At 63.4% G+C, this 13,105-nt stretch carries 12 protein-coding genes and 1 tRNA gene; 6 read left to right on the forward strand and 7 right to left on the reverse strand.

Annotation, left to right across the window (positions count from 1 at the left end; all coding sequences use genetic code 11):
* The gene (locus AC3D25_RS09840; RefSeq protein WP_488888219.1) at positions 1 to 684 is read left to right on the forward strand and encodes a Vgb family protein; all 684 of its coding nucleotides are present in this window, start codon (positions 1 to 3) and stop codon (positions 682 to 684) included.
* A 65-nt stretch (positions 685 to 749) separates the two neighbouring features.
* Here the strand turns inward: AC3D25_RS09840 and AC3D25_RS09845 are convergent.
* The 6 genes from AC3D25_RS09845 to cysS form a co-directional block, all read right to left on the reverse strand.
* Positions 750 to 843, reverse strand: a tRNA-Ser gene (locus tag AC3D25_RS09845).
* Between the two features lie 183 nt (positions 844 to 1,026).
* Complete coding sequence (locus AC3D25_RS09850) at positions 1,027 to 2,277, reverse strand: aspartate kinase (protein ID WP_488888220.1); 1,251 nt, start codon at positions 2,275 to 2,277, stop codon at positions 1,027 to 1,029.
* A 358-nt stretch (positions 2,278 to 2,635) separates the two neighbouring features.
* Positions 2,636 to 4,096, reverse strand: a complete 1,461-nt coding sequence (gene tilS / locus AC3D25_RS09855; protein ID WP_488888221.1) for a tRNA lysidine(34) synthetase TilS — start codon at positions 4,094 to 4,096, stop codon at positions 2,636 to 2,638.
* Between the two features lie 51 nt (positions 4,097 to 4,147).
* Positions 4,148 to 5,119 carry an acetyl-CoA carboxylase carboxyltransferase subunit alpha gene (locus AC3D25_RS09860; protein ID WP_488888222.1) on the reverse strand — a complete coding sequence of 324 codons (972 nt, stop codon included), beginning with the start codon at positions 5,117 to 5,119 and terminating at the stop codon, positions 4,148 to 4,150.
* A gap of 191 nt (positions 5,120 to 5,310) precedes the next feature.
* On the reverse strand, positions 5,311 to 6,333 hold the full coding sequence (locus AC3D25_RS09865) for a DNA-3-methyladenine glycosylase family protein (protein WP_488888223.1): 1,023 nt from the start codon (positions 6,331 to 6,333) through the stop codon (positions 5,311 to 5,313).
* A gap of 44 nt (positions 6,334 to 6,377) precedes the next feature.
* Positions 6,378 to 7,787, reverse strand: coding sequence for a cysteine--tRNA ligase (gene cysS / locus AC3D25_RS09870; RefSeq protein WP_488888224.1), 1,410 nt, complete (start codon positions 7,785 to 7,787; stop codon positions 6,378 to 6,380).
* Between the two features lie 412 nt (positions 7,788 to 8,199).
* Between cysS and AC3D25_RS09875 the strand changes: the two genes are divergently transcribed.
* The 4 genes from AC3D25_RS09875 to AC3D25_RS09890 all read left to right on the forward strand — a co-directional run bounded on the left by AC3D25_RS09875 (position 8,200) and on the right by AC3D25_RS09890 (position 10,998).
* Positions 8,200 to 8,952, forward strand: a complete 753-nt coding sequence (locus tag AC3D25_RS09875; RefSeq protein WP_488888225.1) for a tetratricopeptide repeat protein — start codon at positions 8,200 to 8,202, stop codon at positions 8,950 to 8,952.
* Positions 8,953 to 9,035: 83 nt separating this feature from the next.
* A complete protein-coding gene (locus AC3D25_RS09880) occupies positions 9,036 to 9,623 on the forward strand; it encodes a peptidylprolyl isomerase (RefSeq protein WP_488888226.1) in 588 nt (195 codons plus the stop codon).
* Between the two features lie 69 nt (positions 9,624 to 9,692).
* Entirely contained in the window at positions 9,693 to 10,187 is a 495-nt protein-coding gene (locus AC3D25_RS09885; protein WP_488888227.1) for a peptidylprolyl isomerase, read from the forward strand.
* A 10-nt stretch (positions 10,188 to 10,197) separates the two neighbouring features.
* Positions 10,198 to 10,998, forward strand: a complete 801-nt coding sequence (locus AC3D25_RS09890; protein ID WP_488888228.1) for a UDP-2,3-diacylglucosamine diphosphatase — start codon at positions 10,198 to 10,200, stop codon at positions 10,996 to 10,998.
* 15 nt (positions 10,999 to 11,013) lie between these two features.
* Here AC3D25_RS09890 and AC3D25_RS09895 read toward each other — a convergent pair whose 3' ends face one another.
* On the reverse strand, positions 11,014 to 11,805 hold the full coding sequence (locus AC3D25_RS09895) for an RNA methyltransferase (RefSeq protein ID WP_488888229.1): 792 nt from the start codon (positions 11,803 to 11,805) through the stop codon (positions 11,014 to 11,016).
* Positions 11,806 to 12,104: 299 nt separating this feature from the next.
* On the opposite strand from AC3D25_RS09895, the gene AC3D25_RS09900 reads away from it, so the two are divergent.
* Positions 12,105 to 12,911: an inositol monophosphatase family protein gene (locus AC3D25_RS09900; RefSeq protein ID WP_488888230.1), complete on the forward strand. Its 807-nt coding sequence runs from the start codon at positions 12,105 to 12,107 to the stop codon at positions 12,909 to 12,911.
* The last annotated feature ends 194 nt before the right edge of the window (positions 12,912 to 13,105 follow it).

A 13,105-nucleotide genomic window follows, 5' to 3' on the forward strand; every position in this document is an offset into this window, starting at 1 on the left:
ATGAAAAAATCAGCAGCCGATATCGTCCGCGAGTACGGACCGTTTCCGGGCGTGACAAGCGTCGCCGGCGTCACGTTCGACGGCGAGCATGTCTGGTTCGCGTCCGGCGAAAAGATCAACGCGCTCGACCCGGCGAGCGGCACTACGCTGCGCTCGATCGATGTCACCGCCGACGCGGGCACGGCCTTCGACGGCGAGCATCTTTTCCAGATCGCGGGAAGCCGCATCCAGAAAATCGATCCGAAAACGGGCCGCGTGCTCGCGACGATCCCCGCGCCCGGCGGCGGCGATTCCGGCCTGACGTGGGCCGAAGGCACGCTGTGGGTCGGACAGTATCGCGACCGGAAGATCGTGCAAATCGACCCGGAGACGGGCGCGATCCTGCGCACGATCAAGTCGAATCGGTTCGTCACCGGCGTCACGTGGCTCGATGGCGAACTCTGGCACGGCACCTGGGAAAACGACGCGAGCGAGTTGAGACGGATCGATGTCGAGACTGGTGAAGTTCTTGAAAGTCTAGATATGCCGGAGGGCGTGGGCGTATCGGGACTGGAATCCGATGGCGCCGAGCAGTTCTTCTGCGGAGGCGGAAACAGCGGGAAGATTAGAACCGTGCGGCGGCCGGCGCGTGGGGTGGCGGATCGAGGCAGCGCGGAGAGTGAGGTTGAAACCGAAAACGAGTGATTTCACGAACCCAAAAACAAAAACCCCGCAGAGCCTAGACTCTACGGGGTTTTCTCCACCATCACTGGCGGAGACGGAGGGATTCGAACCCTCGATCCAGGTTTTGGCCCAGATGCTCCCTTAGCAGGGGAGTGCCTTCGACCTCTCGGCCACGTCTCCCAAACTTTCGGTCGCGCAGGGAGTCAGCGCGACGAAGCCAAGATAATAGCGGGTTCGAAGGGCCCGGTCAATTTCATAGACGAATTTTTTGTCATCAAATGACATAGCCCGAACATCGAACGCCACTCACGAAATACGATGGCCCTCAAGCCGCCGCAATCGCGTCAAACACGTCCAGCCAAATCAGGCGCGATCGAGTTCGAACGCCTTGTGCAGCGCGCGCACGGCAAGCTCGGTGTACTTCTCGTCGATCAGTACCGAGATCTTGATCTCGGACGTCGAGATCATCTGGATGTTGATGCCCTCTTCCGACAGCGTGCGGAACATCGTGCTCGCGATACCCACGTGCGAACGCATGCCCACGCCGACCACCGAAACCTTCGACACCTTCGGGTCGCCCAGCACCTGCTCGGCCTTCACGTGATCCTTCACCTGGCCGTTGAGAATCTCCATGGCATGCGCGTAATCGCCACGGCCGACCGTGAACGTGAAGTCGGTCTTGCCGGCCACGCTCTGGTTCTGGATGATCATGTCGATGTCGATGTTCGCATCGGCGACCGGCCCCAGAATCTGATACGCGATACCCGGCTTGTCGGGCACGCCCATGACGGCGATACGCGCTTCGTCGCGCTGGAACGCGATGCCCGAAATGACTGCTTTTTCCATAGTCTCGTCTTCTTCAAAAGTGATCAGGGTGCCCGAGCGCATCTCGCCTTCAAGCGGGATCAGCGGGTCGGTCAGGCTCGAAAGCACACGCGTCTTCACCTGATATTTGCCGGCGAATTCCACCGAACGGATCTGCAGCACCTTCGATCCGAGGCTCGCCATTTCCAGCATTTCCTCGAACGTCACGCGGTCGAGCCGGCGCGCTTCTTCCACCACGCGCGGGTCGGTCGTATAGACGCCGTCGACATCCGTATAGATCAGGCATTCGTCGGCTTTCAGCGCCGCGGCGATCGCCACCGCCGATGTATCCGAGCCGCCGCGGCCGAGCGTCGCGATGTGGCCGTCGGGATCGACGCCCTGGAAGCCGGTGATCACGACCACCTTGCCCGCGTCGAGATCGGCGAGCACGCGCGTGCCGTCGATGTCGCTGATGCGCGCTTTCGTGAATGCGCTATCGGTTTTGATCGGCACTTGCCAGCCGGCGTAGCTGACGGCTTCGAGCCCTTCGGCGTGCAGCGCGATGGCGAGCAAGCCGACGCTGACCTGCTCGCCCGTGGACGCGATCATGTCGAGCTCGCGCGGGTCGGGCTGGGGTGTGATTTCTTTCGCGAGGCCGAGCAGGCGGTTCGTTTCGCCGGACATCGCCGACGGGACGACCACGAGTTTGTGGCCGGCCTTGTGCCATTTCGCGACGCGCTTGGCGACGTTCTTGATGCGCTCGACGGAGCCCATCGAAGTGCCGCCGTATTTATGTACGATGAGTGCCATTGTCGTTTTGAACTGGAGGGGAAACCGCGCTGGCGCGCTGCTGGCGTCGGCGAATCGACGACTTGTGGGTGGCGTAGATCGGCGACTGGGCGCAGATGCCGCTTGGGCGCGCGTCTGCTCGCGAAATACGCATTCTGGCGGCGTAAAACCGGGTCTTTTGAACTGGGTTTTCTGGACCGGGCTTTGGGGCCCACTTTTGAGCCAACCGGTCCAAATTGCTGCACAAAACACGAGGCGAACAAACGGGTAAACGTACCCGATTAGGGCTCAAATTACAAGACTCGGGCCCGTTTTCTGCCGATTTCACCACTTCCGCGCATCGCTCTACGCGCCCCTTTTACCGGCTGCGGCGGCGATATTATGCGATCGTCAGATCGGGTTGCCAGACGAGCCGCCAGCGAGGACCGGATGAATCGGCGGCGAGCGTCGCGACCGCCCGGTTCACGCCGATCAGCGCGACGAACAACAGCGTCTCGCCGACGAACACGAGCGGCACATCGCGCTTCCACGCCGGCACGCCGCGCTCCTGAAACAGGTTCTTGAGCGTGCGCGCGGGCGCGTCCGCCGTGACGCGCATGCGCTCGCCGCCCGCGCGCGAACGCGCCGACAACGGCGCGGCGCGCAAGACGCTCTCGGCAATGGCGTCGTGGTCGTCGGCGGATGCCGCTTCGAACACCAGCGTGCCGCGCCATTGCGGCAGACGCCACACGGATTCGCCGCGCCAATGCAGCTCGCTTGCCATGCGCGGTTGGGCCGCGCCTTCGTCGAGATCGGCGGCGTCGGCGCTGTCGCCCTTCTCCCAGAACACGGCGTCGCGATACACGCGCAGGCAATGCCCGGCGTGATCGATGCGCAGCGCGTGGCCGTTCTCGCCGCGTCCGGCGTCGCGCAACTGGCGCAGCACATCGCCGATCCGCGCCGTCGACGCCGCCGGAAGCCCGCGCGAGCGCATCCAGTAACGCAGGAGGTTGAGCGCGCGGTCGTCGTCGAGGGTGAGCAGCGTGGAAAGCGCGATGGCGTGTTCGTCGTCGCGCGACACGCCTTGCGTTGCGTTTGCGAAATCGATGCGCGCGAGATCGTCGAGCAGACGTTGCGCCGACGCCGCGTGCGACGCGGTGCGCGAAAATGCATCGCGAAAACCGGGGAAATGCACGGCGAGCGCCGGCAGGACATCGTGACGCAGCGCGTTGCGGGCATAGCGCGTGTCGAGATTGGATTCATCGTCGATCCAGCGCAGATCGCGCTCGTGCGCGTAACGTTCGAGCTGCGCGCGCAGCAGATGCAACAGCGGCCGCACGCGCGGCACCACGGCGCCGCCCGTGCTCGCCGGCGCCATCGCGGCGAGACCGGCCACGCCCGCGCCGCGCAAGAGTTGCAGCAAGACGGTTTCGGCCTGATCGTCGGCGTGATGCGCGAGCCAGAGCGACCGCGCGCCGAACTCGGCACCGAGCGCATCGAGCGCGCGATAACGCGCCTCGCGCGCCAACGCCTCAAGACTCTCGCCGCCCTCACGCTCGATATCGACGCGACGTTCGGCGAACCGCACGCCGAGCGAACGCGCGAACGCCTCGCAATGCGACGCCCAGGCATCGGCGTTCGGGCTTAATCCATGATGAACGTGCAGCGCGACGACGCGTTGCGCGCCCGCGCAATGCACGGCGGCGTCGAGCAGCACGGTCGAATCGAGACCGCCGCTCAACGCGACTGCGAATACTGCGGAGTTGGATCGATCCGGGCGCTGCGAGTCGTCTTCGCCGAGCGCCACGCGCACCGCCCCGTAGACGAGGCGGCTGGCGGGAGTGTCGATTTCGGCGTTCACGAAAGCCCGTTGGAAACTGCGATGAGAGCGTGCCGACCGAGTCTGCCGACCTTAAGCGCCGGGCAGCGTTTCCTTGAACTTGCCGTAGGCCATCAGCTTGTCGAAACGGCGCTGGCGCACATCCTGCGCGCTCATGCCGTGGAACTGGCGCAGCGAATCGGCGAGCGCACGGCGCAGCATCGCGGCCATGCCTTTCGGATCGCGATGCGCGCCGCCGAGCGGCTCGTTCACGATCTTGTCGATCAAACCAAGCGCCTTCAGACGATGCGCCGTCAAACCCAGCGCTTCGGCCGCTTCCGGCGCCTTCGCGGCGCTCTTCCACAGAATCGACGCGCAGCCTTCGGGCGAGATCACGGAATACGTCGAGAATTGCAGCATCATGACCGTGTCGGCCACCGCGATTGCCAGCGCGCCGCCGGAGCCGCCCTCGCCGATCACCGTCGCGATGATCGGCGTCTTCAGCTCGGCCATCACGTACAGGTTGTGGCCGATCGCTTCCGACTGCCCGCGCTCTTCCGCGCCGATGCCCGGATACGCGCCCGGCGTGTCGATGAACGTGAAGAGCGGCAAGCCGAACTTTTCCGCGAGACGCATCAGGCGCTCGGCCTTCCGATACCCCTCCGGACGCGGCATGCCGAAATTGCGCAGCGCGCGTTCCTTGGTGTCGCGCCCTTTCTGCTGGCCGATCACCATGCACGGCTGCCCGTTGAACCGCGCAAGACCGCCGACGATGGCGAGGTCGTCCGCGTAGGAACGGTCGCCGTGAAGCTCGTGGAAATCCGTGAACAGTTCGTTCACGTAGTCGAGCGTGTAAGGACGCTGCGGATGGCGCGCGATCTGCGAAACCTGCCAGGGCGTCAGGTTCGCGTAGAGGTCTTTCGTGAGTTGCTGGCTTTTCTTGGAAAGCCGCTCGATCTCTTCCGAAATATCGACAGCGGAATCATCCTGAACGAAGCGCAATTCTTCAATCTTCGCTTCGAGTTCAGCGATGGGCTGTTCGAAATCCAGAAACGTGGTCTTCATTTGTTCGAATCCTAGAATCGGGCAGCGCGTATTCTAACCGCGCTCGGTCCCTAACAAACCCGGGTCGTAACCAGCAATTATAAGATAACGCCGCAAACCCCGGATTTAATTCGTCTGTTCAGTACCGGAAGATCCGGCGAGTGCCCCGCGCCGCATGCTCCGTGCTTATTCAATGCTTACTCAGTGCTTATTCAATGGTCGGCCGGAACCGGGTCCAGGCTGCGCCACATATACCACGTCGCGACCGTTCGCCACGGCTCCCAGTTCGCGGCGACTTCCCGCGCTTCGCTGCGCGTGACCGGTTCGCCGCTAAAGTAATTCACGCTGATTGCCTGGATCAGGCCGAGGTCGTCGAGCGGCAGTACGTTCGGCCGCGACAGGTTGAAGATCAGGAACATTTCCGCCGTCCAGCGGCCGATGCCGCGAATCTGCGTCAATTCGCCGATCACCGCCTCGTCTTCCATCGATGTCCATTTATCGACGTGCAGCGCGCCCGACACGAAGTGCTGCGCGACGTCCAGAATGTATTCGGATTTGCGCTTCGACAACCCGCACGCCTGCAATTTTTCGTGCCCGAGCCGGATGAACTGCTGCGGCGCGAGTTTCGGACAAGCCGTCTCCACGCGCTCCCAAATGGCTTGCGCGGCCCGCACCGAAATCTGCTGGCCGACGACCGAACGCGCAAGCGTCGTGAACGGATCGTCGCGATTGATCAGGTGCACAGGCCCAAACTTCGGGATCAGTTTCTTCAGAATTCGGTCGCGCTTCACGAGATCCGCGCACGCACGGTCCCAATACGCCGGCCGCGTGACTTCAGGTGTCAGCCCGCCGATCTGCACCGGCACGGCGGCATCCACCGTGACCGCGCGCGTCTTGCGGACGATCTCGCCTTCGTGCAGCGGATCGCGCACGAGCGCCTGCACGGCGCCCGCGTCGGCCGCACCGTTCGCCTTCTTGCGCGATGCGGCGGGCTTCGCCGCCGCCCCGCCCGCCACCGTTGCCGACTTGCGTACACGTGCCGAAGCGCCGCTTGCACCATTCGCGTGGTCGACACCGTTGGCGCGCCGGACTGCGGTCTTCTTCGACGCAGCCGTGCGCGGTGCTTCCTCCGCCGCGCCGTTTTTGAGCGTAGCGCGCCGCGCGCGCTTGAGAGCGGGCGTGACGTTTCCTGCGGACGCGGCTCGTTTAGCCGGCGTCTTCCTGGCCGTTGCCATCCTGCCTCCTGCCTGACGAGTCGATTAAAGGACGAGTGCTACGCTCATACGCGGCGCCACTCGGTCGACCCGCCCGGTTTGTCTTCAAGAGCAATCCCAGCTTCGAGCAACTCAGCCCGAATACGGTCTGCTTCGGCATAGTTTCTTGACTGCTTCGCGCTAACGCGAGCAGCGATCTTTGCTTCGATATCCGCCGGCGAGAGCGCGCCTTCATCGGCCGTGCCCGTCGCCTGCTGGAGAAATACTCGCGGCTCGCGCTGCAACAGTCCGAGCAGCCCGCCCAGCCGTTTCAACTGACGCGCAAGCACCGGATCGCGCGTGCGATTCACCTCGCTCGCGAGATCGAACAGCACGGCGATCGCGACCGGCGTGTTGAAGTCGTCGTTCATCGCCGCCTGAAACCGCGCGGCGTGCGCTTCGTTCCAGTCGAGCGGCGTCGTGTCGTCTTCCACGCCGATAGCCACTTCCTTCAGCGCCGTGTACAAGCGCGTTAAAGCGCCGCGTGCGTCGTCGATGTGCACGTCGCTGTAATTCAGCGGCGACCGATAGTGTGCGCGCGCAATAAAGAAACGGACCACTTCGGCATCGAATTTTTCAAGCACTTCGCGGATCGTGAAAAAGTTGCCGAGTGACTTCGACATCTTTTCGTTATCGATCTGCACGTAGCCATTGTGCATCCAGTAGTTCACGAACTGCACGCCGGTCGCAGCCTCGCTTTGCGCGATCTCGTTCTCGTGGTGCGGGAATTGCAGATCCTGACCGCCGCCGTGGATATCGAAGGTGTCGCCGAGCAGCGTGCAGCCCATCGCCGAACATTCGATATGCCAGCCCGGCCGCCCTCGGCCCCACTTCGAGTCCCAGCCGGTATCGGCGGGCTCGCCCTCTTTCGACTGTTTCCACAACACGAAGTCGAGCGGATCTTCCTTCGCGTCGTTGGCGGCGACCCGCTCGCCCGCGCGCAAGTCTTCGATCGACTTGCCCGAGAGCTTGCCGTAGCCGCTGAACTTGCGCACGGCGTAGTTCACGTCGCCGTCGCGCGCCTGATAGGCGTAGCCGTTCGCCGCCAGCATGTCGATCATGCCGAGCATCTGCGGCACGAACTCGGTCGCGCGCGGCTCCAGGTCCGGGCGCGCGACGCCGAGCGCGTCGGCGTCTTCGTGAAGTGCGTCGATAAACCGCTGCGTCAGCGCCTTGATCGTCTCGCCGTTCTCGACGGCGCGACGAATGATTTTGTCGTCGATATCGGTGATATTGCGGACATACGTGACCTTGAAGCCGAGCGTGCGCAGCCAGCGCTGCACGAGATCGAACACGACGAGCACACGCGCGTGACCGACGTGGCAATAGTCGTACACGGTCATTCCGCAGACATACATGCGCACCTCGCCTGCGCGAAGCGGCACGAAAGATTGCTTGTCACGCGCGAGCGTGTTGTAGATGCGCAGAGAATTCATAGAAGGCGTTGCGGTGGTCGTGCAGTGGTCGTGCAGTGGTCGTGCGGTGTAGCCGCGCAGTGTAGCCGCGTATGTAGCCGCCGAAGCCGCGCAATGATCGTGTGGAGGCTGGCATCCGTGTGTTCATGAACGCCGCGCGACGCGAAGACGCGCGAGCGTTGCCGCGCGTTGCCTGAGCGCGAGCGGGTAACATGCGGCGCCAGACAAAAACACTTTGGATCATGCGTCACGCCGTCGAAAGCGACAAGCTTATGCTGCACATCGCCATGCAGTCACACTGCACATCATCATGGACTCACACTGCGATCAAAACGGAGACGACCACGAGTGACGTAAAGACAGTCCGACGTTCGACGGAACGGGCAGACGTTTTGTTAGAATGGGTCGGAGTATAACATCCAGACTTGAGCCTATGAAACCTTCCAGCGGCCGCGCGCCGAGCATCGCCAACCGGGCCGCAACCCTTGCTGCGACTGTCTTCGCCACTGCGGGGATCGGTCTTGCGGCATGCCTTTTGCCCACCTCCGCGGCGCTCGCGCAGACCCCCGCGAAGACCACCGACGGAACGCCGGACGTGGACGCGAGCATCGCGCAGAAGAACTGGAACGAGGCGCTGAAGCAACTCGACGCGCGGCTCGCGACGAACCCGCGCGACGTGCAGGCGAAGTTCAAGCGCGGCACCGTGCTCGCGCGCCTGAATCGCGATGACGAAGCGATCGCCGTGTTCACCGAACTCACGCAGGCGTACCCCGAATTGCCCGAGCCGTACAACAACCTGGCCGCGCTCTATGCGAAGGCCGGCCGTTACGACGAGGCGCGCGTCGCGCTCGAAACCGCCACGCGCGCGAACCCGGGCTATGCGCTCGCCTACGACAATCTCGGCGATCTTTATCTGCGGCTCGCGGGCGTCGCGTACAAGCGCGCGCAGGCGCTCGGATCGAAGAGCGCGCTCACGAGCCAGCGCGCCGCCGACATCCAGAAGGTCCTCTCGCCCGCGCCGAAAAAGCGCGCCGTGCCGACCGCCGTTGCGCCCACGCAGCCTGTGCCCTCGGACCAATGGATGCCGCTGACGCCCCCCAACGGATCGCCGTTCGGCGGCGCATTCGGCGGCCCGTCGGGTTCTTTGCCGACCTCGCCTTATGTCGTGCCGAATACGCAGCCCTGACGTCTCACGCCTCACGCTAGCATCTCGCTGAATCGATGTACCCGTGGCACCCGTCGTATCCCTAACCAGAGGATGGATTTCCAATGAAATTGCTGATGTTGGCGCTCGGCAGCGCCGCCCTCATCGCCCAGGCGCCGGCTTTTGCCCAGCCGGCGGCGCAAGGTGCAGGCGCGCTTCCGAACGTGCTCTTCAAGACGTCGCAAGGCGACATCCGCGTCGAGTTGTATCCGGCTAAGGCGCCGAAAAGTGTCGAGAACTTCCTCGACTACGTGAAGTCAGGTCAATACAACGGCACGATCTTCCATCGCGTGATTCCGGGCTTCATGATTCAGGGCGGCGGCTACAACGCGAGCTTCGCTGAAAAGCCGACCCGCGCGCCGATCCCGCTCGAAAGCCGCAACGGATTGAAGAACATGGCCGGCACGCTCGCGATGGCGCGCACAGGCGACCCGAACTCCGCCACCGCGCAGTTCTTCATCAACACGGTCGATAACGCCGGCCTCGATTATCCGAATCCGGACGGCAACGGCTACGCGGTGTTCGGCAAGGTCGTCGCGGGCATGGACGTCGTGAAGAAGATCGAGGCGACGCCCACCACCACGCGCGGCCCGATGGGCGACGTGCCGCAGAAACCCATCGTCATCGAATCGGCGACGGTGGTTGCGAAGTAAATCCGCAGTAAGCTGGCGCACGCCTCGCTGGCGCGCGCTTTATTCACCGAACACTGGAGAGAACTCATCATGGTCGAACTGCACACGAACCACGGCATCATCAAGATCGAACTCGACGCGGAAAAGGCGCCGAAATCGGTCGAAAACTTTCTGAACTACGTGAAGAAGGGTCATTACGACAATACGGTGTTCCACCGCGTGATCGACGGCTTCATGATTCAAGGCGGCGGTTTCGAGCCGGGCATGCAGCAAAAGCCGACCGACGCGCCGATCGCGAACGAAGCGAACAACGGCCTGAAGAACGAAAAGGGCACGCTTGCAATGGCCCGCACGAACGATCCGAATTCGGCGACCGCTCAGTTCTTCATCAACGTGAACGACAACGACTTCCTGAACCACACGTCGCCGACGCCGCAGGGCTGGGGCTACGCCGTGTTCGGACGGGTGGTCGACGGTCTCGACGTGCTCGAGAAGATCAAGAAGGTGAAGACCGGCTCGAAGGGTTTCCATCAGGACGTGCCGGTGGACGACGTCGTGATCGAGAAGGCAGTCGTCGTCGATTAATTCGCACGCGATGAACGACTCGACGCATTCCGGTGCGCAAACAGCGGGCGCTGAAACCACTCAGCGCCCGCTGTTTTTTATCGCCGATCTTCACTTGAGCGAAGCGATTCCACACACGGTCGCGGCGTTCGAGCACTTTATCGGCGTGACCGCGAACGACGCGGACTCCGTTTTCATCCTCGGCGATCTGTTCGAATTCTGGGTGGGCGACGACGTGCTCGCCGCGCCCGACGACCAACCCATCGCGCGCTTTGCGCGACGCATGACGGCATTGCTGCACACGCTATCCGAGCGCGGCATCGCGCTCTACGTGATGCATGGCAACCGCGATTTCCTGCTCGGCCGCCGTTTCATGCGCGAAGCCGGCGCGTTGCCGCTTCCCGATCCGTTCACGCTCACCGCGTTCGGCACGCGCATCGCGATCGCTCACGGCGACGCGCTCTGTACCGCCGATGCCGGATATCAAAAATTTCGCCGCGTCGCCCGCAATCCGCTGGCGCAACGGCTTTTCCTCGCGCTGCCGCTCAAGCTCCGGCTCTCGATCGCGGAGCGCATGCGCGCCAAAAGCGAAGGCGGCCGGATGCGCCCTGTGTCGGCGAAATACGACGTGACGCGCGAAGCCGTCGCGCGCCTCTTCGCGAGCACGCACACGCACACGATGATCCATGGACACACGCATCTGCCGGCGCGTCATCGCGAGGCGGACGGCACGCGCTGGGTGATTCCCGATTGGGAACTCGACCACGGCGAGGCGCGCGGCGGATATCTGCGGATCGACGCGGAGGGTATCCGCGCGTTACCGCTCGATTGAGCGCGTTAACGCCGCTCAACCCCGCTTGTCGCGCAACAAAATATGTTTCGCGATCCCGCGCAGGATATTCACCTCTTCGCGTTCCAGCCCCGAGCGCGCGAACATGCGCCGCACGCGCGACATCAGTTTCTTCGGATTGGCCGGATCGAGGAAATCGAGCGCGATCAGCGCGCTTTCGAGATGCGCGTACATCCCTTCGATTTCATCGCTCGGCGCGCTGTCGATTGCATTCTGTCCGGACGACGACGCTTCGCCTTCCAGAAGCGCGAGCCGCAATTCGTAGGCGAGCACCTGCACCGCTTGCGACAAATTCAGCGAGCTATACACGGGATTAGCCGGAATATGCGCGAGCGCGCTGCATCGCTCGACGTCCGCATTCGACAAACCGGTGCGCTCATTGCCGAACACCAGCGCAATACTCCCGACGCCCGCGCCTGCCGCAACTTCCAGCGCGCGCGCGACCGCCGCGCGCGGCGGCGCTTGCGGCGGCCCGTATTCGCGGGTGCGCGCGGTGAGCGCGATCGACCAGTGAACGCCGTTAAGCGCCTCGGCGAGCGATCCGGCGATCTCCGCCGACGCCAGCACGTCGTCGGCGCCAGACGCCATGGCGATCGCTTCCGGCTCCGTTTTCACCTCGGCGATTTTCGGCGCGACCAGCACGAGCCGCGAGAAGCCCATGGTTTTCAGCGCGCGCGCCGCCGCGCCGACATTGCCGGGATGGCTCGGCTCGACGAGCACGAAACGGGTCGTGGCGAAACCATCGTGCGAGATCGGCGTATCTGAGACGGCTTGAGATTGAGATGACATGAGCGCGGACAAGGGGAAAGAGGTCGTGAACCCGCTATGGTATCGCCGCTTCGCCCCGACGCGCGGAAAGACGCGGCCGCCACCAACCGCACAAGCGCCGCTCGCCATCGGATAAAGCCCAAAAAATCACGCCGTGGCGTCGACTCAGGTAAAATACCTAGTTCGTGCGCTCGATGCGGCCCAGTTTCGCGTCCAGGCACCCCGCTCTTCTCCAATTCGTTTCCGTCGACTGATATCGTTGTCGCCCATTTCCGGTTCGTGTCGGTGTCATCCGTCCACGCGCCCAAAGGATTCCGCTCATGCATCCGATGCTCAATATCGCTGTCAAGGCCGCCCGCCGCGCCGGACAGATCATCAATCGCGCGTCGCTCGACCTTGATCGCGTTCAGGTCAGCAAGAAGCAGCACAACGATTTCGTCACGGAAGTCGACAAGGCGTCCGAAGCCGCGATTATCGAGACGCTGCACACCGCTTATCCGGATCACTCCATCCTCGCCGAGGAATCGGGTGAGGATCATCGCGAATCCGAATATCAGTGGATCATCGACCCGCTCGACGGCACCACGAACTTCATCCACGGCTTCCAGTACTACTGCGTCTCCATCGCGCTGGCTCATAAGGGCATCGTGACGCAGGCCGTCATCTACGATCCGACCCGCAATGACCTTTTCACCGCCTCGCGCGGGCGCGGTGCGTACCTGAACGATCGCCGGATCCGCGTCGGCAAGCTCGACCGTCTGAGCGACGCGCTCGTCGGCACCGGCTTTCCGTTCCGCGACGGCGCGGGACTGCGCGACTATTGCCGCCTGTTCTCGGAAATGACCGAATCGTGCGCGGGCTTGCGCCGCCCGGGCGCCGCCGCGCTGGATCTCGCGAACGTCGCGGCCGGCCGGATGGATGGCTTCTTCGAGCAAGGCATCCACGCGTGGGACGTGGCGGCGGGCAGCCTGCTCATCACGGAAGCGGGCGGGCTGGTCGGCAATTACACCGGCGAATCGGATTTCCTGCATCGCAATGAAATCGTCGCGGGCAATCCGAAGGTGTACGCGCAGATGATCAAGATCCTCGACCCGTACTCGCGCACGCGCCAGACCGAAGCGAAGTAACGCTTCGCCGAGTTCAGGTTCACAAAAAAGCGGCTTCGGCCGCTTTTTTATTGGCGCGCCGCATTTCGGAAATTTCGCGCGCCTTTCGTGCAACGCCGCCGGTCACGCCCTGCACGTAATACGCCGCTCGGCTACAGTGCATCTCTTGGCCGCGCGGTTTCTTTTTCCGCCGCTGCGCCCGCGCGACAACGATC

This window comes from Caballeronia sp. SL1002 (assembly GCF_057814995.1).

Coding starts and splice junctions, on each gene's coding strand:
- AC3D25_RS09875 (WP_488888225.1), top strand. CDS start 8,200: ATGAAACCTTCCAGCGGCCGCGCGCCGAGCATCGCCAACCGGGCCGCA.
- AC3D25_RS09860 (WP_488888222.1), bottom strand. CDS start 5,119: ATGAAGACCACGTTTCTGGATTTCGAACAGCCCATCGCTGAACTCGAA.
- AC3D25_RS09890 (WP_488888228.1), top strand. CDS start 10,198: ATGAACGACTCGACGCATTCCGGTGCGCAAACAGCGGGCGCTGAAACC.
- AC3D25_RS09885 (WP_488888227.1), top strand. CDS start 9,693: ATGGTCGAACTGCACACGAACCACGGCATCATCAAGATCGAACTCGAC.
- AC3D25_RS09895 (WP_488888229.1), bottom strand. CDS start 11,805: ATGTCATCTCAATCTCAAGCCGTCTCAGATACGCCGATCTCGCACGAT.
- AC3D25_RS09865 (WP_488888223.1), bottom strand. CDS start 6,333: ATGGCAACGGCCAGGAAGACGCCGGCTAAACGAGCCGCGTCCGCAGGA.
- AC3D25_RS09900 (WP_488888230.1), top strand. CDS start 12,105: ATGCATCCGATGCTCAATATCGCTGTCAAGGCCGCCCGCCGCGCCGGA.
- AC3D25_RS09850 (WP_488888220.1), bottom strand. CDS start 2,277: ATGGCACTCATCGTACATAAATACGGCGGCACTTCGATGGGCTCCGTC.
- AC3D25_RS09880 (WP_488888226.1), top strand. CDS start 9,036: ATGAAATTGCTGATGTTGGCGCTCGGCAGCGCCGCCCTCATCGCCCAG.
- cysS (WP_488888224.1), bottom strand. CDS start 7,787: ATGAATTCTCTGCGCATCTACAACACGCTCGCGCGTGACAAGCAATCT.
- AC3D25_RS09840 (WP_488888219.1), top strand. CDS start 1: ATGAAAAAATCAGCAGCCGATATCGTCCGCGAGTACGGACCGTTTCCG.